Genomic DNA, 21,105 nt, shown 5'->3' on the forward strand with positions numbered 1-21,105 from the left:
GCCAGAATGAGTTTGTTGACCCCGATGTTGCGCAGCAGTCCGCTGACCGACTGGTTCAGCGACGCGCAGCGGGTGCAGGGCATGCTGGATTTTGAAGCGGCGCTGGCCCAGGCGCAGGCCGCCTGCGGCATGGTGCCGACGGCGGCGGTCGGGCCGATTGTCGCCGCCTGCCGCCACGAGGCGATCGATTTTACCGCCCTCGGCGAGGCGGCGGTGGGGGCGGGTAACCTGGCGATCCCGCTGGTGAAACAGCTGACGGCCCAGGTAAAAGCGCGGGATCCGGACGCCGCGCGCTACGTTCACTGGGGCGCCACCAGTCAGGACGCCATCGACACAGGTCTGGTGCTCCAGCTGCGCGGGGCGCTGGAGGCCGCTGAGACCCTGCTTGAGCAGCTGTTGGCGGCCCTGGCTCTCCAGGCGGATCGTTATCGCGATACCGTGATGCCGGGCCGGACCTGGATGCAGCACGCGCTGCCGGTGACCTTTGGCCTGAAGCTGGCGGGTACCCTCGACGCGCTCCTGCGCTGGCAGCAGCGGCTGCGCGAGATGCGTCCGCGTCTGCTGGTGCTGCAGTTCGGCGGCGCCGCGGGGACCCTGGACGCGCTAAAAGAGAAAGGGCCGGCGGTTGGCCAGGCGCTGGCGCAGAATCTTGGTCTGACGCTGCCGGATACCCCGTGGCACAGCCAGCGCGATCGGCTGCTGGAGGCGGGCGCCTGGTTCGCCGGCGTCTGCGGCACCCTGGGGAAATTCGCTAACGACTTCTCCCTGCTGATGCAGACCGAAGTGGCTGAGGTGGGCGAGCCGGTAGCGGAAGGGCGCGGCGGCTCGTCGACGATGCCGCATAAGCGCAATCCGGTGGCCTGCGCGGCGATCCTGACCGCCGCCCAGCGCACGCCGGGGCTGATGGCGACCCTCTACGCCAGCCAGATTCAGCAGCACGAGCGGGCGCTGGGCGGCTGGCAGGCGGAGTGGGAGACGCTGCCGGAGCTGATTACCCTGGTGGGCGGGGCGCTGGCGCAAAGCGAGGCGCTGGTGCGCGACATGCAGGTCTTCCCGCAGAAGATGCGCGCCGACCTCGATATTACCCACGGGCTGATTATGGCTGAGGCGGTGACCCTGGCGCTGGCGGAATTCATCGGCAAAGCCGAGGCGCATCATCATATTGAGGCGCTGTGCCGTCAGGCGCTGGACCGCCTCTGTCCGCTGGTCGATCTGCTCGCGGCGGATCCGCAGGTCAGCCAGTATCTCTCCCGCGAACGTTTAACCACGCTGCTGGACCCGGCAACGGCGACCGGCAGCGCCGAATGCTTTGTGCGCCAGGTGCTGGCGCGTTATCAGGAGCAACATGATGAATCTTGATTATCAACTCGACGGACCGGAAGGTGCGCCGGTTATCGTTCTCTCCAACTCGCTGGGCACCACCCGGGCGATGTGGCAGCCGCAAATTGAGGCGCTAACCGCCCATTTCCGGGTGCTGCGCTACGACACCCACGGCCACGGTAAAACGACGAAAAATGGCAAAGTGACCCTCGCCCAGCTGGGGGAAGATGTAATTGCGCTGCTCGATCATCTGAATATCGACCGGGCCTGGTTCTGCGGGATTTCGATGGGCGGTCTGACCGGTCTGTGGCTGGGCCGCTTTGCGCCAGAGCGTTTTTATGGTCTGGCCGTCGCCAACACCGCGGCGCGCATCGGCGATCAGGCCAGCTGGCTGTCGCGGGCGCGGGCGGTACGCCAGGAAGGAATGGCGGTGGTGGCCGCCGGGGCGGCGGACCGCTGGTTCACCCACGCGTTTCGCCAGAAGGCGCCGGAGGTGGTGGAGGCCCTGTGTCACCAGCTGACCCATACCGATGCCGAAGGCTATGCCGCCTGCTGTGAGGCGCTGGCCGCCGCCGACCTGCGGGGCGAAGCGGGGAAGATCCCGCTGCCGACATTAATCATCGCCGGGGAAAGTGACCCTGTCACCACGGTCGCTGACGCCAATTTTCTGCAGCAGCAGATCCCCGCTTCCCAGGTGGTGGTTCTGCCGGCATCGCATCTGTCAAACATTGAGGCGGCGAAAAGCTTTACTTCAGCGCTGCTGAGCTTTTTCCAGGGAGAACGCCATGGAGGATAAACAGCGCTACCAGGACGGAATGGCGGTGCGGCGCAAAGTGTTGGGCGACGCCCACGTCGACCGTACCCTGCAGTATCTGACGCCGTTGAATGACGAGTTTCAGGACTTTATCACCCGCTACGCCTGGGGTGAGACCTGGACGCGTCCGGGGCTCGACCACCACACCCGCAGCATGATCACCATTGCCATGCTGATCGCTCTCAATCGCGAGGCGGAGCTGAAGATGCATCTACGCGCGTCGTTTAACAACGGGGTGACCCGCGATGAGCTGAAAGAGCTGATCATGCACTCTGCGCTGTATTGCGGACTGCCGGCGGCCAATGCCACGATGCATCTGGCGCAGCAGGTGTTTGACGACATCGACGCCGGGCGGGGTTAAGTCGTCGTCCGAGTCGGATTGCCCGGCAGTTGTTGTAGGCCGGGTAAGGCGCAGCCGCCACCCGGCATAATGGCGGGTATGACGCCGATAGATTGCCCGGCGGCGCAGCGCTTGCCGGGCCTGGGAAGCGAAGATCGCCTGTAGACCCCGTAGGCCGGGTAAGGCGTAGCCGCCACCCGGCGAAATAACGGCACAACCGGAAATGTCCCTGTTCGCACTATGTTTGGCAGGGCCACAACGTTTGGCAGGGCTACAACGTCTATGTTAATTCCGGGCAGATTGCGCTCCCGGTTGATCTTCTGCGTTATGTCTCTTATGGCGCAGGGAGCGCACAGGGGGCGGCCAGTCGCCGCCGCCCCCTGTACCCCCGGGCTCCGGCCAGCAAAATCGCCACTGCGTGGTGCCTTCGACTTATCCCTGCAGGCTTCGGGTCGGGCCGAGGCAGCGTCCCTGCAAAACACGGCCCTCAGCCCGCATCCATGCGGGCTGCCCCGGCCTTCCGGGAACGTCTCAGCGATTTTGAGGCCGCCAGCATCGGCAGTTTCAGCAACAATGGTGAATAAATTAACGGCAGGTCGTACGTACATAGGCCGGGTAAGGCGTAGCCGCCACCCGGCATAATGGCGGGTACGGCGCCGATAGATTGCGCAGCGGCGCTGCGCTTGCCGGGCCTGCGAGGTGTAAGCCTGTGAGAGGATCCTGTAGGCCGGGTAAGGCGCAGCGCCACCCGGCGACATTCCCGATACGTTAACCCTTATTTCTCAGGCTCCTGCGGCGCGACAGCCGGGGCGGCGTACCAGGCTTCCTGCGGCACCACCACTGCGGCTCGGGGCTGCATCACATAGTTCGGCGACATAATCTGCACCCCGAATTCGTTAAACACATCAATAATGCTGCTGTGTAACGCGTTACGGCCATCTGGCAGCTTCGTCGCGGGTAATAAGCGCACCTGCAGCTCATACGAGGTGTACCAGTCGAGCAACCCCAGCTTACGCACCACCGGCGCAATTTGCTGATCGACCCCGGGGGTGCGTCTCGCCGCCAGCTCCAGAAGCGCATGAACCTGGCGCCAGGGCGTATCGTACCCGATGGTGACATTGGTAGTGAGATTGAACCCGCCGTCGCTGCTCTCGGCGCTGAGATTGACAATCTTGCCGCTCACTACCACCGCGTTCGGTACCGTCACGATGTAATTCTCACGGGTGAGGATCTTGGTCGCCAGCACGCCAATCTCGCTGACCTGTCCCTCATTGTCAGCGAGGCGGATCCAGTCGCCTTTACGCAGCGCCCGGGAGTAGATTAGCACCAGGCCGCTCATCGCATGGGTCATCACCCCGGTCGAGCCGAGGGTCAGCATCAGGCCGAAGAACACGCTGATGCCCTTGAAGGCAAGGGAGTTGGCGCCGGGAAGAAACGGGTAGGCGGCGGAGAGGGCGAACAGCCAGATGACCACCGAGATAAGCCGACGGGTAGCGCTCACGGTCTCCGGATGAATGCCGGGAACCTGAATGCGGCCGGCGGCGACCTGGTCGAGAACCACCTTCACCAGGCGAATGATGAGCCAGGTAATGAGAAAAATAAGCACCACGATCATCAGCCCCGGCAGGGAAGCGACAATCGACAGCGAGATATCGCGGATCACCCCCAGCGACCAGTCACCCAGCGATTCACTCCATACGCGCGTCCAGGGAAACAGACTGAAGGCCCAGCTCAGCCAGATGTAACAGGCCAGGACACCGACGAGGATCGCCAGCGCGGCATACAATCGGACCTCGATATTGCCGAGAAAGCGCCGCCAGTGCTGAGGAATAGCGCTGCGCTTTTCGAGGATCCGCAGCTGGAAAAAGCGCCGTACCCGCCGCCAGGCGCGGAAAGCGCCGTAGTAAAACAGCGCCAGCAGCAGCGCCCCGGCGAGGGCCTTACCGGCGGAGATCAGCAGATAGCGTTGATTGAACTGTTCCTGCAGGCCGGTGCGCTGGGCTTCCATCCGCGCCAGCACCCGCTGGGCCGCCTGGTCGAGGCTTAAGTCATCGCCCTCGTCGAGATCCGCCTGGCTCAACAGCAGCACCGGTTTGCCGTTCATCAGAAACAGCCGTCCCGGCTGACCATAGCGAATAACCGGCACGATCCGCAGCGGCTGGCGAATATCATCCTCGGTAAATGCGCGCAGGGCGCTGCGGGTGCGCAGCACGCGCTCTTCTGGCGTCGTCTGGCCAAAGGTCGCCTGCAACATCACTACCGGCTGGTGGAAAATATATACCGTGCGCGCCTTTTCGCGAGCGGTTGGCTGCTGCCGAGGCTCTGCGGCCAGCGCCGGCTGTAACGCCAGCAGCGCCAGTACCCAGAGGATAACCACGCTTATCCTGTTCATAGAAGCACCTGAGAAAGAGAATTATTGTTATTTTTCAGCAAGCAAGGTAGGACTTGTAGTTGAGCATAGCCTGGCAGGAAGTGAATTCAAGCTGGCGCGGCGCGGGCATAAAAAAAGCCGTCACCTGAACGGCGACGGCCTGCTGTTAGCGCCAGAAGGGGGTGTTAGCCGTGCTGTTTACAGCCAGCGCACTGCTTGTTCTGGATCTGCTGGAAGAAATCGTTGCCTTTATCGTCGACGAGAATAAACGCCGGGAAATCTTCCACTTCGATTTTCCAGATAGCCTCCATCCCCAGTTCCGGGTAGGCCACGCACTCGAGGCTCTTGATGCTCTGTTGCGCCAGCACCGCCGCCGGGCCGCCGATGCTGCCGAGGTAGAAGCCGCCGTGTTGGTGGCAGGCGTCGGTGACCTGCTGGCTGCGGTTGCCTTTCGCCAGCATCACCATGCTCGCGCCGTGGGACTGCAGCAGATCGACGTAAGAGTCCATGCGGCCAGCGGTGGTCGGGCCGAGGGAGCCGGAGGCGTAACCGGCAGGCGTTTTGGCCGGGCCGGCGTAGTAGATCGGATGATCTTTCACGTACTGCGGCAGTTCCTCGCCGTTGTCGAGCAGCTCTTTCAGCTTAGCGTGCGCGATATCGCGGGCGACGATAATGGTGCCGTTGAGGCTCAGGCGGGTGGAAACCGGATGGGCAGATAGTTGCGCCAGGATCTCGCTCATCGGCTGATTCAGGTTGATGCTGACCACCTTGCCTTCGCCCTGCTGACGCAGATGTTCAGGGATATATTTTCCTGGATTGCTCTCCAGCTTCTCAATCCAGATGCCGTCGCGGTTGATTTTGGCTTTGATGTTGCGGTCGGCGGAGCAGGAGACGCCCATGCCGATCGGACAGGAGGCGCCGTGGCGCGGCAGGCGGATCACCCGGATATCGTGGGCGAAGTATTTGCCGCCGAACTGCGCGCCGAGGCCGAGGTTTTGCGCTTCCTGCAGCAGTTCCTGTTCAAGCTGCACATCGCGGAACGCCTGACCGTGCTCGTTGCCTTCGGTCGGCAGGCCGTCGTAGTAGCGGGTGGAGGCCAGCTTGACGGTCTTCAGCGTCGCTTCCGCCGAAGTCCCGCCGATGACAAAGGCGATGTGGTACGGCGGGCAGGCGGCGGTACCGAGGGTGCGCATCTTCTCGACCAGATAGTTTTTCAGCTTCGCCGGGGTGATCAGCGCTTTGGTTTCCTGATAGAGATAGGTTTTATTGGCGGAACCGCCGCCTTTCGCCATGCACAGGAATTTATATTCGTCGCCGTCTACGCTGTAGAGATCGATCTGCGCCGGCAGGTTGGTGCCGGTGTTGACCTCTTTATACATATCCAGCGGGGCGTTCTGGGAGTAGCGCAGGTTATCTTCGGTATAGGTGTTGTACACGCCCTGCGCCAGGGCGGCTTCGTCGCCGCCGCCGGTCCAGACGCGCTGGCCTTTTTTACCCATGATGATGGCGGTGCCGGTGTCCTGACAGGTGGGCAGGACGCCTTTGGCGGCGATTTCCGAGTTGCGCAGGAACTGCAGGGCGACATACTTATCGTTATCGCTGGCCTCCGGGTCGAGCAGAATCGAGGCCACCTGCTGCTGATGGGAGACGCGCAGCATAAAGGCGGCATCGTGGAAGGCCTGTTGCGCCAGCAGGGTCAGCGCCTGCGGTTCCACTTTCAGCACTTCCTGGCCGTCAAACTCGGCGACGGAGACGTGCTCTTTGCTGAGCAGATAGTATTCGGTATCGTCGTGCGCCAGCGGGAATGGATCCTGATAAACAAACGGTTTAGTCGACATAATCACTTACTCCATAAAGATAAAAACCGCCGGGGTGCTCCCGGCGGTTATGAATCAGAACATCATGGACATCCACGGATAGCCAATCAGCAGCAGGGCGGCCAGGAAGATGGCGCCAAAGATGGTGCCGAGGCGCCAGTAATCTTTGGTCGGCAGATAGCCGCTGCCGTAGTAGATCGGGCTCGGGCCGGTACCGTACGGGGTGATGATCCCCATCACGCCCAGCGAGGTCACCATCAGCAGAACGAACACTTCCATATTCATTCCCGGAATGGTGGCGGCGATGGTCAGCATGGCCGGCAGCAACGCGGTAGTGTGCGCGGTGGTGCTGGCAAACAGATAGTGCAGCAGGTAGAACGCCAGCAGCAGGACGATGGTCGCCATCCCCGGGGAGATACCGCTCATCAGCGCGCCGCCCTCTTTACCCAGCCAGGCGATAAAGCCGGTGGAGGAGAGGCCGTCGGCCAGCGCCACCAGGGTGGCGAACCAGACAAAGGTGTTCCACGCCGCTTTATTGTTGGTGATATCGCTCCAGGAGAGCACGCCGGTCCACAGCATCAGCACGATAACCAGCAGGGCGGCCAGGGCCGGTTCAATCCAGTCGGCGGCGAAGATCCACATCATCAGCGCGAAGCAGACGAACACCAGCAGCAGGATCTCATTGCGCGACAGTTTGCCCAGTTTTTCCAGTTCACGAGCGGCCCACAGCGGCACTTCGTTATTGACTTTCACTTCCGGCGGGTAGAACCAGTAGGCCAGCAGCGGCATGGTCAGGATCAGCAGTACGCCAAGCGGCAGGAAGGCGATGAACCAGGTGCCCCAGGAGATGTTGATACCGACGATGCTTTTTACCAGCGCCAGCGCCAGCAGGTTCGGCGCCAGTGCCGACAGGAACATCGAGCTGGTGATACAGGCGGCGGTGATCGCTACCCACATCAGATAGGAACCGATTTTACGCGCGCTAGGATCGTTCGGTTTTGAACCGTACAGCGGCGGCAGGTTGGCGATAATTGGGTAAATGGTGCCCCCGCTGCGCGCCGTATTCGACGGCGTAAACGGCGCCAGCAGCAGATCCGCGAAGGTGATGGCGTAGCCCAGCGTCAGGCTGCGACGGCCGAGATATTTCACCAGAATCAGCGCCAGGCGGCGGCCGAACTGGGTTTTATCGTAGCCGGCGGCGAACATAAAGGCGCCGAAGATAAGCCACACGGTGGAGTTGCCGAAGCCGCTCACCGCCCACTTAAAGGAGGCGCCAGCCATTTTGAAGCCGGGTGCGGCCATCTGTTCCGGGCTGAACAGCAGCCACTGACTGCACAGGGCGATGACCACCACGCCGGTGATGCCGATAACGGCGCCCGGCAGTGGTTCAAAAATCAACCCGACGATCACCCCGACGAAGATAGCGAAGTAGTGCCAGGCGTACGGCGGCAGGCCGTCCGGGACCGGGACGAAGAGTAATAGCACAGCAACGATAATCGGCAGCGCCATCATCAGGAGACGTTTTTTATTCGCAGTCGTTGGATTGACTGCACCGGCAGGCGGTATGGTTGTCTTTTTCTCTTTCATAATGAGTATCTGCAAGTTGTTGAAAATAACGTTTCCGCCAGCGATGCGCTCAGTGATTTCTTTAATTACAAAAATTACTTTAGTTTTTATTTTGCGTTTCTGAGTATCGTCTTGGCGATTATTTAACGCGGTTTGATGGGCGTTAAATTAAATTTGTTGGTTATTTATATATTGCGCTTTCAATGGTCGTTGCAATTGATCGAGATCAAGAAAAGCAGGTGATTTCACTATTTTTTTTATTTTCGATATAACCCTATCTGATGAGGTGTTATTTTGGCGAAAATATCGATAAATGTTAAAATAAAAATGTACAATTAATGCTGTTTTTACTCGACACATGCCTATGTCTATGAAATAAAAACAAATAATCTTGATGGTTGGTCGCTTTGAATGTTAACGAAAGTATCTAAAATGTTATCCTTCATTTGTATTATGTAAATGCTATTTATTATTTTAATAATACAATAGGGGTAGCGATGTTATTGCTGGGGTTAAATAGTTTTATAACTAACATAATTGATTTAGTAACTAAAAAAGTCGCTATATTATTAGCATGACAACAGGAATTGAAAAACCACAACCATTAATGATTCCGTCACCCCATTCTGAATTTTTAATATTTCAAAATCTGGAGCGTAACTTATGACCAGTAACGAATGTATTTTGCAGCCATTTACTTTACCAAATGGTACGGAGCTGAAAAACCGTTTGCTGATGGCGCCGATGACCACCTGCACCGGTTATTTCGACGGGACTGTCACCAGCGAGCTGGTGGAGTACTACCGCGCCCGCGCCGGCAGTATCGGCACCATTATTGTTGAGTGCTGCTTTATTGATGACTACGGTCTGGCCTTCCCGGGCGCTATCGGTATCGATAACGATGAAAAAATCGCCGGCCTGGCGAAAATCGCTGAAGCAATTAAAGCGGAAGGTTCGAAAGCGATTCTGCAGATCTATCACGGCGGCCGCATGGTCGACCCGCAGCTGATTGGCGGACGTCAGCCCGTGGCGCCGAGCGCCATCGCCGCCCCGCGTGAGGGCGCCGCGATGCCGCGGGCGCTGAGCGGAGAAGAAGTGGAGGGGATGATCGCCAAGTTTGGCGAGGGCGTCCGCCGCGCTATCCTTGCCGGCTTCGATGGGGTCGAAATTCACGGCGCCAACACCTACCTTATTCAGCAGTTCTATTCGCCAAACTCCAACCAGCGCGACGACGAATGGGGCGGTAGCCGCGACAATCGCGCCCGCTTCCCGCTGGCGGTTCTCGACATCACCCATAAAATGGCCCGCCAGTACGCTGACGATGCCTTTATCATCGGCTACCGCTTCTCGCCAGAAGAGATGGAGGTCCCGGGGATCCGCTTCGATGACACCATGTATCTGCTGGAAAAACTGGCCGCTCGCGGCGTCGATTATCTGCACTTCTCGGTGGGCGCGACCCTGCGTCCCTCTATCGTCGATACCAGCGACCCGACGCCGCTGATCGAGAAATACTGCGCCATGCGCTCTGACACTCTGGCTCAGGTGCCGGTGATGGGCGTCGGCGGGGTGGTTAACGTTGCCGATGCCGAGCTGGGCCTCGATCACGGCTATGACCTGATCGCTGTGGGCCGCGCCTGCATCGCCTATCCTGACTGGGCGGCTCGTATCGCCGCGGGTGAAGAGCTGGAGCTGTTTATCGACAGCACCCAGCGCGAAGCGCTGCACATTCCGGAACCGCTGTGGCGCTTCTCGCTGGTGGAAGCGATGATCCGCGACATGAGCATGGGCGACGCTAAATTTAAGCCGGGGATGTTTGTTGAAACCGTTCAGGATGACGCCAATGAACTGGTGATCAACGTCAGCCTCGAAAATGACCATATCGCCGATATCGAACTGGCGGCGAGCCCGGTGCAGACCGTGGAGTTCACCACCAGCTTCGAAGAGATCCGCGAACGTATTCTCACCGCCAATACCCCGCACGTCGACGCCATTTCCGGGGCCACCAGCCAGAGCGAGGCGGTGAAAAAAGCGGTCGCCAAAGCGATGCTGAAATCGAGCAAAGCGCTGGCGGCGGAAGAGGGCGGCAATGACGCCGCGCCGAAAAGCTATGATGTGGTGGTCGTCGGCAGCGGCGGAGCCGGCCTGGCGGCCGCCATTCAGGCTCACGACGAAGGCGCCAGCGTGCTGATCGTCGAGAAAATGCCGACCATTGGCGGGAACACCATCAAGGCTTCCGCCGGGATGAACGCCGCGGAGACCCGCTTCCAGCGCGTGAAAGGCATTCAGGACAGCAAAGAGCTGTTCTATCAGGAAACCCTGAGGGGCGGGCACAATAAAAACAATCCGCAGCTGCTGCGCCGCTTTGTGGAGAATGCCCCGCAAGCCATTGAATGGCTGGCGGACCGCGGCATTATGCTCAACGATATCACCACCACCGGCGGGATGAGCATTGACCGCACCCACCGTCCGCGCGACGGGTCAGCGGTCGGCGGCTATCTGATTAGCGGCCTGGTGCGCAACATCACCAAACGCGGCATCGACGTCCTGCTGGATACCTCGGTGGAAGAGATCCTGATGAGCGGCGATGAAGTCAGCGGTGTGCGTCTGATCAACGACGAAAACGAGATCGTAGAAGTCCAGACTAAAAGCATTGTGGTGGCCACCGGCGGCTTCAGCGCCAACAGCGCGATGGTGGTGAAGTATCGTCCTGACCTCGAAGGCTTCGTCACCACCAACCACAAAGGGGCCACCGGGAGCGGTATCGCGCTGCTGGAGCGCATTGGCGCCGGTACCGTGGATATGGGCGAAATTCAAATCCACCCGACCGTTGAACAGCAGACCTCCTATCTGATTTCCGAGTCGATTCGCGGCGGCGGGGCGATCCTCGTCAACCAGCAGGGTAACCGCTTCTTCAACGAAATGGAGACCCGCGATAAAGTCTCCGCGGCGATTATCGCCCTACCGGAACACTATGCGTACATCGTCTTTGACGAACATGTGCGGGCGAAAAACAAAGCCGCCGATGAGTACATCGCCAAAGGCTTCGTCACCAGCGCCAGCTCGCCGCGTGAACTGGCGGATAAACTGGGGATGGATTACCATGCCTTCCTCGCCACCCTTGAGTGCTACAACGGGGCGGTGGAAAAACAGCATGATGAACAGTTTGGCCGTACCACCGCGCTGCGCGCGCCGATTAACGAAGGTCCGTTCCATGCCATCCGTATCGCCCCGGGGGTGCACCACACCATGGGCGGCGTGACCATTAACACCGATGGCGAAGTGCTGGACGTTGCCCGGCAGCCGATCCGCGGTGCCTACGCCGCCGGTGAGGTGGTCGGCGGGATCCACGGCGGCAACCGTATCGGTGGTAACGCGGTGGCGGATATCATCATCTTCGGCACCCTCGCGGGTCGCCAGGCGGCGAAACGCGCCAGAGGATAAGACGTAATTGCTGATGCCGGGCTGGCGCTCTCGCCGCCCGGCTTATCCCTTCTAAGGAGAGCCCGATGTCTGATAACCGCGTCTATAGCTACTCCGCCGTTCTGATGGGTTCTCCCATCCAGCTCAAACTCTGCTCCCATAATGAGGCGCTGGCCTCCCGCGTATTTCAGTTAATCAAACGCTACGAAGATCTGCTTACCGTTAACCGCGCCGAGTCGCAGGTAATGGATATCAACCACGCCGCCGGACGTCACCCGGTGACGGTCAGCCGCCCGGTCTTTCAGCTCATTCAGTGCGCCAAAGCCGCCAGCATGGTGCGCGACAGCGCCTTTAACCTCGCGATTGGGCCGCTGGTGAAGCTGTGGCGAATTGGCTTTCAGGGACACAGCGTGCCTGACGCCGGCGAAATCAGGGCCCGGCTGGCGCTGACCCGCCCGCAAGAGGTGATCCTGGATGAGGCAACCGGCAGCGTGTTTCTTCAGCAGCCGGGGATGGAGCTGGATCTTGGGGCGATCGCCAAAGGCTATATCGCTGACCGGGTGCGTGATTATCTCCGTCAGCAGCAGGTGGAAAAGGCGCTGATCAACCTCGGCGGCAACGTGCATACCCTTGGCGAATGGGCCATTGGCCTGAAAAAACCGTTTGCCGATGCGCAGGCGCTGATCGGCTCTCTGACGGTTAACGGACAGTCGGTGGTCACCTCGGGCACCTACGAACGTTATTTCGAGCAGGATGGCAGGCGCTGGCACCATATTCTCGACCCGCGCAGCGGTTACCCGCTGGATAACGAACTCGACAGCGTCACGGTGATTTCCACTGATTCTTTAGACGGCGATATCTGGACCACGCTGCTGTTCGGTCTCGGCGTCGAGAAAGGCTGTGCAGCGCTGCGTCAACGGCAGGATATCGACGCGATTTTCGTCACCAAAAATCGCGACATTATACTTTCATCGCCGCAGCGATTGCGCTTTGCGGCGCTGGATAGCGGCTACCGCGTTATTGACTGTACTGCTTAAGCAAACTGTACTGTTCGGCCACCAGCCGGTAGCGATAGACCGGCCGCCCGGTGGCGCCGTAGTGGATAGTGGTATAGAGAATATTGATCTGCGCCAGCCAGATCAGATACTTACGGCAGGATACGCGGGAGATATTCACCGCCGCCGCCAGCTCATCGGTAGAGAATTCAACGTCCGGGTGGGCGTCAATCCACTGGCACAGCGTGCGCAGGGTTTGCGCGGTAAGCCCCTTGGGCAGCTTGCGCGCGTCGCTGGCCTCCGGCGTGCCGCCGTGCAGCAGGCGGTCAACGTCGGCCTGCTCGTAATAGGGTTGGCCGGTTATCAGCTTGCGCTTCTCCCGCCAGGTAGTGAGCGCCTCTTCAAAACGGGGAAACTGGAAGGGTTTGATCAGGTAATCGACTACCCCGTAATGCATGGCGGTCTGCACCGTGGCGGCATCCGCCGCTGAGGTGATCATGATGACGTCAATGGCGCGCCCCGATTGACGGATAGTCGGCAGCAGATCGAGCCCGCTGTCCTGCTGCATATAGACATCCAGCAGCACCAGATCGATCTCCTGCTGCGGATCGTTAATCATCTCCTGGGCTTGACTGAGCGTCGAAGCGCTCCCGCTGCAACGAAAGCCGGGAACCCTTGCCACGTACAGGCGATTCAGTTCGGCCACCATGGCATCATCGTCAACAATTAACACATTTATCACGCACGTTTCCTTTTACTATCCCAGGGGAGATGAACAAAAAATTGAGTAAATACGCCGGGTTCCGACTCGACGGCGAGGGTGCCGCCCAGCTCGCGTAATTGCTGGTTGGCGAGAAACAGCCCGACGCCGCGATTCTCCCCTTTGGTGGAGAAACCTTTGTTAAAGATAGCGTCGATGTTGTTTTCCGGGATCCCCGGCCCGTCGTCGCTCACTTCACCGCTTAGCCAGCCGTCCTGATAGTGCAGCAGCAGGCCGATCTCGCCCTCCGCCTGACCGTTCATGGCATCCAGCGCGTTCTCAATAAGGTTGCCCAGCACCGTCACCAGCACGGTGACCTGCTTCTCATTCGGGCAATCCGGCACCAGGCTCTCATCCGCCAGCTTAAGGGTAAAGCCGCACTCGGTGGCGCGCTGCATTTTACTTATCAGAAAGCCGGCGACCACCGGGGATTTTATGCGGTGCTGAATATCGCCGATGTCCGCCTGGTAGCGATGGGCGGTCTGCAGCACGTACTCCTCGAGTTTGCCATAGCTTTTCATATTCAGCAGGCCGAGGATCACATGCAGTTTATTCATAAATTCATGGGAGGTGGTGCGCAGGGCATCGACATAGCTCATCATACCGTCCAGCCGCTGCAGCAGCTGGCTGACTTCGGTCTTATCGCGGAAGGTACAGATGGCGCCGACCACGGCCTCCTGGCTGCGGATAGGCACCGTGTTGCTGATTAGCAACAGGCCATTGCATCCCAGCTCGCGGTCGTACATCGGCTCGCCGCTGTGCAAAACCGTCTGCAGGTCAGCGAGCAGCGGGGTATGAGCGAGCGTCTTGTCCGGCCCGGAAAAGAGGATCTCGCGCGCCGCCGGGTTGATCAGGTTAACCTCACCATGGGCATCGACGGCCACCACCCCCTCCTTGAGGGCGTGAAGCATGGCCTGACGCTGCTGAAACTGAGTGGAGATTTCGTGCGGCTCCAGTCCCAGCAGGACGCGCTTCAGGCCGCGCACCAGGCTCCAGGTGCCGAGGGCGCAGACCAGCGCGCTGAACAGGATGGTCAGCAGCACGTCCCAGCGGCTGTTGGCGATCTGCTCGTCCACTTTACTCAGCGAAATGCCGACCACCACCACGCCAATCTGCTGATGCTGATCGTTGAACACCGGGGTAAACACCCGCAGCGCCGGGGCCAGCACGCCGTGGTTAATGGCCACGTTCTCTTTTCCCTGCAGCGTCGGCTGGATATCGTGGCCGATGAAGGGTTTGCCAATAATTGAGCTGTCCGGATGCGAATAGCGAATACCCTGCATATCGGTGACGATAGCGTACAGCAGGTCGTTGCGCCGGGTGATGGCCTGCGCCAGCGGCTGAATAATTTGCTGCTGCGGCGGCGCCTCCAGTCCGCGCTTCACCTGCGGCATATCGGCCATGGTGCGCGCCACCGCCAGCGCGGTCTCTTTCAGACCATCGCGAGTGGCATTGCTGATCTGCATATACCACAGGGCATAGACCAGCAGCAGCACGGCGCCGATCACGCTGCCGATCATCAAGGAGACGGCGGTGCTCAGCTTTAACGGTAAGGCGCGTTGACGAACGCGAGGCGGGTGCTCTGATGCCTTCATGACGATCCCGGATAGAGTCAGTAAACGATTATTATCGCTGATAGCGTGGCATTCATAAAGCCGTGTAATCAAAGCAAAAGGCCGCTTTTGCTACGGTAGCCTCGTCCCGTCCACGATAAACTGTCGCTTTTCGCCACAGGCTTAAGGCAGACATGATGGAACTGGCATCTCTGGTCCGGGATATTCTCCGGCAACAGCACGTTGAACAACTGGCGCAGCATCGTGAACAGGACCATGAAGCGGAAGCAGAGTGGCAGATCGCGCGCTGGCGACATCGCAGCGGGGTGGTGATCCAGCACCGCTACGAACTCGAACTTCCGCAACAGGATGCCGCCTCCTGCCCGGAGTGCTGGATCGAGTGGCAGGTTATCGATAGCGCCGGCCTGGTGGTGCAGCCAATGCGCAAACAATTTTATAACCTCTGTCAACAATCCTTCTGGCTGGCCATGCAGGCGGACGGCGAAGATGAGAGCTGAGACAGGATTGTTCAGATAATCGGCAATTGCCCGTGAATGGGCGATCGGGACGGTAAACTGTGACCCCGACGGCGGTAAAGCGCGGAAGATTCCCCTTATAGTGGCGACAGAGGTTAAATAGTCCTGATGAATATAAGGATATGCATCAGGCCGCTGATTTCGCCGAGATGCGCTTTTTCTGTCGTAAATGGAGGTTGTTATGAGCAGTTCGCTAACCGCGTCAATGCAGGCACGTCGTCACCCGGATACCACCCACATCGATCGCCTCGCCACCGCCGACATGCTGGCGATGCTGCATCAGGATGATAAGCAGATATCGGAGGCGGTTGGCGCCTGTTTGCCGGATATCGCCCGGTTGATTGATATTGCCACCGCGACAATGAGCCGGGGAGGGCGTCTGGTTATTATCGGCGCCGGGGAATCAGGCCGCACGGCTGTCCAGGCGGTCAGCGACTACTCTCCGGAAGGCAAACACGCGCTGGTGGGGCTGATTGCAGGTGGGCAGACGCCGGCGATGGCCGAGCGGGAGACCGCGGCGAATAATTACGATCTAGGCGCCTTCGAGCTGCAGTCGCTGGACTTTTCCAGCCACGATATGCTGCTGGCGCTTACCGTTAGCGGCAAGACCCCATGGGTCTGGGGGGCGATGCGCCACGCCTGGTCGCTGGGGGCTCCGATCGCGGTGGTGACTCAGCAGGCGGCCAGCGAGGCGGCGCAGCTGGCGGATATTATTATTGCTCCGCAAACCGGGCCGGAAGCGGTGGCGGGCTTGACCAATCCGAAGGCCCGGCTGGCCCAGCGGCAGATCCTTAACATGGTGTCGACGGGCCTCGCTATCCGTGACGGCCGGGTGTACAGCAACCTGCGAGTGGATCTGCAGGCTGACAGTCCACACTGGGCGGAGCGGCAGGTGGCGATTGTCATGGCGGCCACCGACTGCACGCGCAGCGAAGCGAAAGCCGCGCTGACCAGCTGCCACCACCAGTGCCGCACCGCCATCCTGATGCTGCTCAGCGGGCTGGACGCCTGGCACGCGCGGGAGCTGCTGACCAAACATCACGATCATCTGCGTCTCGCCCTGCGCGAAGCCCAGCGCAGCGCTGTCACTCCCGCCCATTAAGCCTTTAGCCAGGCGCGCACAAACGGTATGCGCGCCTGCAATTTATTAACTAAAGAAATTCCTCTCTTCTATTTATTCCGGTAATTGCGCTGAATTTTCAGTGAGATTTTACGCCGACGCTTATTTTTTAGTGCTGCTCTGATTTTTTAAGTTAAATAATTATTTGATTAAAAATGCGAGAGTGTAAATGATATTTTAAAATAAAGTAAAAGTGCGTTAATATGCTGCCTCTTATTACCGTGTGCTACGTGATAATTCTATTATGCCTGCAATGAAAAAAACGATTATTTCCTTTACCGCATTAGCGATGTTCGTCAGCGCGGCGACGCATGCTGAAGCGGATACCTCTAAAAAAACCGACTTCCTGCTGATTGGCGGCGGGATCATGAGCGCCTCGCTTGGCACCTGGCTGCAGGCGCTGCAGCCGGACTGGAACCTGACGATGGTGGAGAAACTGGACGGCGTGGCCCTGGAATCCTCCAACGGCTGGAATAATGCCGGTACCGGTCACTCGGCGAATATGGAGCTGAACTATACGCCGGAGCGGGCGGACGGATCGATTGACGTCAGCAAAGCGCTGGATATTAACGAACAGTTCATGATTTCCCGTCAGTTCTGGTCGGCACAGGTGAAGCGCGGTATTTTGCACGACCCGCACTCCTTTATTAATTCCACGCCGCATATGAGTTTCGTCTGGGGCGATAATGTCGACTATCTGCAGAAGCGTTATACCGCGCTGCAGCAGACCACCTTATTCCAGGGGATGAAATTCTCCACCGACCACGCGCAAATTAAACAGTGGGCGCCGCTGGTGATGGAAGGCCGCGATCCGCAGCAGAAAGTGGCTGCCACCTGGACGCCGGTGGGTACCGACGTTAACTATGGCGAAATCACCCGGCAGCTGATCGGCAGCCTGAAGAAAAACAGCCATTTCACCCTGCAAACCTCCTCTGAGGTCACCGATTTCAAACGCAATGCCGATAACTCCTGGCACGTGACCATTAAGAACGTGCAGAGCGGCGAGGCGCAGACCATCGATGCGAAATACGTCTTTATTGGCGCCGGCGGCGGTGCGCTGAAGCTGCTGCAAAAAACCGGTATTCCGGAAGCGGACAACTATGCTGGCTTCCCGGTGGGTGGTTCGTTCCTGATGACCGAGAACCCGGCGGTCACCGCGCAGCACCTCGAGAAAGTGTATGGCCAGGCTTCGGTCGGCGCACCACCGATGTCGGTACCGCACCTTGACGCCCGCTACCTCGATGGCAAGCGCGTGGTGCTGTTTGGGCCTTTCGCCACCTTCTCGACCAAGTTCCTGAAAAACGGTTCCTTCTTCGACCTGTTGAGCACCACTACCACTGACAACGTGCTGCCGATGACCCACGTCGGTCTCGACAACTTCGATCTGGTGAAATATCTCGTCAGCCAGGTGATGCTCAGCGATGATGACCGCTTCGCCGCGCTGAAAGAGTACTACCCTGACGCGCGTAAAGAGGACTGGAAGCTGATCCAGGCCGGCCAGCGCGTGCAGATCATTAAGAAAGACGCAGAGAAGGGCGGCGTGTTGAAACTGGGCACCGAAGTGGTGGTCGATCAGCAGAAAACCATTTCCGCGCTGCTTGGCGCGTCGCCGGGGGCTTCCACCGCTGCGCCGATCACCCTCAATGTGCTCAAGCAGATGTTCCCGACGCAGTTTAACTCGCCGGAGTGGCAGACCCGTATCCACCAGATCGTGCCGAGCTACGGCCAGAAGCTGAACGGCAACGTGGCGCTGACCCAGCAGGTTTGGGATGATACCGCCGCGACCCTGCAGCTGACGAAACCGCCGGTGATCCAGATGCCAGCGGCTGCGCCCACCGCGACCGCGAAGCCGGTTGAGCCTCAGCGCGACGCCTCGCCGCAGCATGATATGGCGCTGTAAAAGCAAACTTGAAAGTGAACAAAAGGGAAGACCACGGTCTTCCCTTTTTTGCGTCCATTCCCCGCCTGCGCCGCGCTCTGCCTGCAACTTTGCCGTCATAAACGATATACTGATTTGAATTGAAAAAGAAAAGCAAATCAGGAGTGTGGAAGGGCTATGCAAGACGATATCAACCAGGAGATCACCTTCCGCAAGTTGTCGGTCTTTATGATGTTTATGGCGAAAGGCAATATCGCCAGAACCGCCGAAGCGATGAAGCTCAGCAGCGTCAGCGTCCACCGCGCGCTGCATACGCTGGAAGAGGGGGTGGGCTGCCCGCTGTTTGTTCACAAAGGGCGCAATTTACTGCCGCTGCAGGCGGCATGGACGCTGCTGGAATATTGTCAGGATGTGATGAGTCTGATGAGCCGGGGGCTTGAGGCGACGCGCAAAGTCGCCGGCGTCGGCCAGGGGCGGCTGCGCATCGGCACTCTTTATTCCCTGACCCTGGAAACCGTCCCGCGCATTATCATGGGCATGAAGCTGCGGCGCCCTGAGCTGGAGCTGGATCTGACCATGGGCTCTAACCAGATGCTGCTGGATATGCTGGAAGACGACGCTCTCGACGCTATCCTGATCGCCACCAATGAAGGGGAATTCAATAATACCGCTTTCGACGTGGTGCCGCTGTTTGAGGACGATATTTTTCTCGCCGCCCCGGCGACGGAGCAGCTGGATGCCTCACAACTCGCCGACCTGCGCGATTACGCCGATCGCAAGTTTGTGTCGCTGGCGGAGGGGTTCGCCACCTATGCCGGATTTCGGGAAGCATTCCATATCGCTGGTTTCGAGCCGGAGATCGTCACCCGGGTGAATGACATCTTTTCGATGATTAGCCTGGTGCAGGCGGGCGTCGGGTTTGCGCTGCTGCCGGGGCGAATGAAGAAAGTCTATGAAAAAGATGTACAGCTGTTAAAGCTGGCGGAACCGTACCAGATGCGCCAGCTGATCTCGATTGTCTATTCACACCATCGCGAGCGCGATGCCGACCTGCTGGCGCTGGCGGCGGAAGGAAGGATGTACGCCCGGAGCCTTATTCGTTAAGCCGCTGCGCCAGATGGCGGGCAACGTCCACGCCGCTGCGTTCCAGCGAAAGGGTCTCCCCGCGCCAGCCCGCCTGGCGGGTCAGGCAGGTGAGCACGCCGCCGGGCGGCATCTCGATTGCCAGTCTCGCGTCGCGTTCATCGGCGGCGATCATCGCCTCCTGCCAGTGGACGGTGCGCGCCATGTTCATCGCCAGATCGTCGGCGATCCGCTGCGGATCCCACAGCACGCGCGCTGTCGAGCCGCTTAAATAGGCGCACTGCGGGCGCGTTAAGGTCAGGTTGGCAAAGGCTTTTGCCAGCGCGGCGGCGGGTTTATCCAGCAGCGCACAGTGCGATGGCACGCTGACCGCCAGCCGCTGCGCCTTGCTGGCGCCCGCCTGCAGCGCCAGCTGTGCCACTTCGGCCATGGCTTCATCGCGTCCGGCGATTACAATCTGCGTTTCGGCGTTGAGGTTGGCGAGATAGACCTCGTGGCCCTGCATCAGCGCCTCAACCCGCGGGCGGGTCAGGCCCATAATCGCCGTCAGCCCGTAATCTTCAGGATAGGCCTGTTCCATGAGATCGCCGCGCAGGGCTACCAGCCGCAGCGCGCTGGCGAAATCGAGCGCGCCGGCAATGACCGCTGCGGGAAAGGCGCCGATGGAGAGGCCGCTGACCATCTGCGGATTAACGCCCTGGCGCTGTAGCTCGCGCGCCCAGGCTACCCCGACGATCAGCAGACAGAGCTGGACCGCACGGGTGTGTTTTAGCGCATCAGCGCTATCGAGAGTCTCGACTTCATCCCCCAGCACGGCGCGCGCCTGGCTGAGGATCGCTTCGCGGTCGGGGATAGCCGCCAGCATGTTGGGACGCTGGGCGCCCTGTCCGGGAAAAGTAAACAAAATCTTCATCATTCCTCCCTGCGCCACGGCGCAGTAGTTAAGCGCGCACCGTGTGACGTTTTCAGCAGCGCCCGCCCATCGCGTAGCCACTCATTGAGGGCGAAGGCGCCGTACGGCGTTTCGACCTGGGTATCGGCGCGGCACGGGAGCTTGGCCACCCGGGACTGCCATTCCAGCAGCGCCTCGCGGGCCAGCGGCTGCGGCGCGCGGATCAGCAGATCCAGATCGCTTGCTGCATGGAGTACCGGGATTTCGGTCGCCAGCGCGTAGCCAGTGCTGCCGGTGACGCCCCAGCGCCAGGGCCAGTCGTCCAGCGTCAGGGCGATAGCCGCCTGCACCGGCGGCTGCGAAACAAAAGGGGAGCCCAGCAGGCGCTCGCGCTCCACCAGCATCTCCGGGGTGACGCTGCGCACGATATTCTGCGCCTGTACCCAGCCGGCGGCACGCTGCTCGCGCTTCATGCCCCGCACCCCAACAGGGATGCGGGCCTGGCCGTCAACGTCGCGCCTCACCACCACCGGCAGCGCGGCTCGCCACTGCTGAACCACCCACGGCTCGGCAATATCTTCCAGGGCGCTGGCGTGGTTTAACCAAACTAAATCGTGGGGACGCGGCGTTGATGACATG

The 21,105-nt window shown here is 59.8% G+C and carries 16 protein-coding genes; 9 read left to right on the forward strand and 7 right to left on the reverse strand.

Annotation, left to right across the window (positions count from 1 at the left end; translation table 11 throughout):
* Positions 1-6 precede the first annotated feature (6 nt).
* The 3 genes from ACQUTP_RS00940 to pcaC are packed head-to-tail and all read left to right on the forward strand — an operon-like array spanning position 7 to position 2,495.
* Positions 7-1,359 carry a 3-carboxy-cis,cis-muconate cycloisomerase gene (locus ACQUTP_RS00940; RefSeq protein WP_080935736.1) on the forward strand — a complete coding sequence of 451 codons (1,353 nt, stop codon included), beginning with the start codon at positions 7-9 and terminating at the stop codon, positions 1,357-1,359.
* Entirely contained in the window at positions 1,349-2,116 is a 768-nt protein-coding gene (gene pcaD / locus ACQUTP_RS00945; RefSeq protein WP_048294806.1) for a 3-oxoadipate enol-lactonase, read from the forward strand. Before ACQUTP_RS00940 ends, pcaD begins: the two co-directional genes overlap by 11 nt.
* A complete protein-coding gene (gene pcaC / locus ACQUTP_RS00950; RefSeq protein ID WP_096833897.1) occupies positions 2,106-2,495 on the forward strand; it encodes a 4-carboxymuconolactone decarboxylase in 390 nt (129 codons plus the stop codon). Before pcaD ends, pcaC begins: the two co-directional genes overlap by 11 nt.
* A 754-nt stretch (positions 2,496-3,249) precedes the next feature.
* On the opposite strand, the gene ACQUTP_RS00955 is transcribed toward pcaC, so the two are convergent.
* From ACQUTP_RS00955 to ACQUTP_RS00965, 3 genes are all read right to left on the reverse strand, one after another.
* Positions 3,250-4,866: a mechanosensitive ion channel family protein gene (locus ACQUTP_RS00955; RefSeq protein ID WP_131079793.1), complete on the reverse strand. Its 1,617-nt coding sequence runs from the start codon at positions 4,864-4,866 to the stop codon at positions 3,250-3,252.
* A 164-nt stretch (positions 4,867-5,030) separates the two neighbouring features.
* A complete protein-coding gene (gene fumA / locus ACQUTP_RS00960) occupies positions 5,031-6,683 on the reverse strand; it encodes a class I fumarate hydratase FumA (protein ID WP_032455985.1) in 1,653 nt (550 codons plus the stop codon).
* Between the two features lie 54 nt (positions 6,684-6,737).
* Entirely contained in the window at positions 6,738-8,249 is a 1,512-nt protein-coding gene (locus ACQUTP_RS00965; RefSeq protein ID WP_049092623.1) for an anion permease, read from the reverse strand.
* 642 nt (positions 8,250-8,891) lie between these two features.
* Between ACQUTP_RS00965 and ACQUTP_RS00970 the strand changes: the two genes are divergently transcribed.
* Both ACQUTP_RS00970 and ACQUTP_RS00975 read left to right on the forward strand, forming a co-directional pair.
* On the forward strand, positions 8,892-11,669 hold the full coding sequence (locus tag ACQUTP_RS00970; protein WP_428902326.1) for a flavocytochrome c: 2,778 nt from the start codon (positions 8,892-8,894) through the stop codon (positions 11,667-11,669).
* A gap of 65 nt (positions 11,670-11,734) precedes the next feature.
* The gene (locus ACQUTP_RS00975; protein WP_062913911.1) at positions 11,735-12,685 is read left to right on the forward strand and encodes an FAD:protein FMN transferase; all 951 of its coding nucleotides are present in this window, start codon (positions 11,735-11,737) and stop codon (positions 12,683-12,685) included.
* On the opposite strand, the gene dcuR is transcribed toward ACQUTP_RS00975, so the two are convergent.
* Entirely contained in the window at positions 12,666-13,385 is a 720-nt protein-coding gene (gene dcuR / locus ACQUTP_RS00980; RefSeq protein WP_017900307.1) for a two-component system response regulator DcuR, read from the reverse strand. The two genes, ACQUTP_RS00975 and dcuR, sit on opposite strands and share 20 nt — an antisense overlap.
* Positions 13,382-14,998: a sensor histidine kinase gene (locus tag ACQUTP_RS00985; protein ID WP_064177876.1), complete on the reverse strand. Its 1,617-nt coding sequence runs from the start codon at positions 14,996-14,998 to the stop codon at positions 13,382-13,384. The genes dcuR and ACQUTP_RS00985 overlap by 4 nt, the downstream gene beginning before the upstream one ends.
* Before the next feature lie 155 nt (positions 14,999-15,153).
* Between ACQUTP_RS00985 and ACQUTP_RS00990 the strand changes: the two genes are divergently transcribed.
* The 4 genes from ACQUTP_RS00990 to ACQUTP_RS01005 all read left to right on the forward strand — a co-directional run bounded on the left by ACQUTP_RS00990 (position 15,154) and on the right by ACQUTP_RS01005 (position 19,595).
* Positions 15,154-15,474: a hypothetical protein gene (locus ACQUTP_RS00990; RefSeq protein ID WP_064794824.1), complete on the forward strand. Its 321-nt coding sequence runs from the start codon at positions 15,154-15,156 to the stop codon at positions 15,472-15,474.
* Positions 15,475-15,673: 199 nt separating this feature from the next.
* Positions 15,674-16,594, forward strand: coding sequence for an N-acetylmuramic acid 6-phosphate etherase (locus tag ACQUTP_RS00995; RefSeq protein ID WP_017900310.1), 921 nt, complete (start codon positions 15,674-15,676; stop codon positions 16,592-16,594).
* Between the two features lie 307 nt (positions 16,595-16,901).
* Positions 16,902-18,512: a malate dehydrogenase (quinone) gene (mqo, locus tag ACQUTP_RS01000; RefSeq protein ID WP_228958665.1), complete on the forward strand. Its 1,611-nt coding sequence runs from the start codon at positions 16,902-16,904 to the stop codon at positions 18,510-18,512.
* A gap of 156 nt (positions 18,513-18,668) precedes the next feature.
* The gene (locus ACQUTP_RS01005) at positions 18,669-19,595 is read left to right on the forward strand and encodes a LysR family transcriptional regulator (RefSeq protein ID WP_004206070.1); all 927 of its coding nucleotides are present in this window, start codon (positions 18,669-18,671) and stop codon (positions 19,593-19,595) included.
* Here ACQUTP_RS01005 and mdcH read toward each other — a convergent pair.
* Together mdcH and ACQUTP_RS01015 are read right to left on the reverse strand one after the other, a co-directional pair.
* Positions 19,585-20,487: a malonate decarboxylase subunit epsilon gene (gene mdcH, locus ACQUTP_RS01010; RefSeq protein WP_096833898.1), complete on the reverse strand. Its 903-nt coding sequence runs from the start codon at positions 20,485-20,487 to the stop codon at positions 19,585-19,587. The genes ACQUTP_RS01005 and mdcH overlap by 11 nt on opposite strands.
* Positions 20,487-21,104, reverse strand: coding sequence for a malonate decarboxylase holo-ACP synthase (locus ACQUTP_RS01015; protein ID WP_017900313.1), 618 nt, complete (start codon positions 21,102-21,104; stop codon positions 20,487-20,489). The genes mdcH and ACQUTP_RS01015 overlap by 1 nt, the downstream gene beginning before the upstream one ends.
* Position 21,105: the final 1 nt, after the last annotated feature.

It is taken from the genome of Klebsiella sp. 2-CIP_Kleb. (assembly GCF_050378715.1).
Lineage (GTDB): Bacteria > Pseudomonadota > Gammaproteobacteria > Enterobacterales > Enterobacteriaceae > Klebsiella > Klebsiella quasipneumoniae.